The following is a 514-nucleotide window of genomic DNA, read 5'->3' as shown; positions in this document are numbered from 1 at the left end:
AAGCCGATGTGTCGACCCCAGCCGGGCTCTGCGAGCTCCGCGGTGTCGGTCTGGGCCAGGACATAGTCGTACCGATCGATGGTCACCGATCGGCCGACGAGGCCTTGGCCGGTGCCGCCGACCCAGTACGCCGCGAGGGCGTCGTCCGGTGTCGCAGTCTGGACCCCCAGCAGCGGTGCAAGGGCTGCCAGCACTTGCGGGTCGAGGTACCCGACGTCGCTGGTGCCACCACGTGGCTCATCGAGGTCGAGTAGTCGCTCCCACTGGACGAGAGGGTGCATGACTTTGCCGGCTGCCGTGGCGACGTCAGACCACCGGCGCCTCTCCCAGGCGCCGCCTCCCGTGGGTCGAGGGTGAAGGATGCGCGCGTAGGCCTCGAAACCGTACCCAGTGACGGAACCGACCCTCGCCCAGCCTCCGAGGCGGCACATCCGCGGCCCCAGCCAGGCACCGCGTTCGACATCATCGATGATCTCCATGGTCGCGACCATGCCATGCGTGCGAAGCCGTGCCA

1 pseudogene is annotated in these 514 nt (G+C 68.7%); it reads right to left on the bottom strand.

Annotated features, from left to right (window positions below):
- Positions 1 to 479 (bottom strand): annotated as a pseudogene (locus IFT88_RS16735) (hypothetical protein); the annotation flags it as partial.
- Between the last annotated feature and the right edge of the window lie 35 nt (positions 480 to 514).

Origin of the sequence: Frigoribacterium sp. CFBP 8751 (assembly GCF_014841545.1) — a bacterium.
GTDB lineage: Bacteria > Actinomycetota > Actinomycetes > Actinomycetales > Microbacteriaceae > Frigoribacterium.
This window is presented reverse-complemented; position numbering and strand designations above follow the sequence as displayed.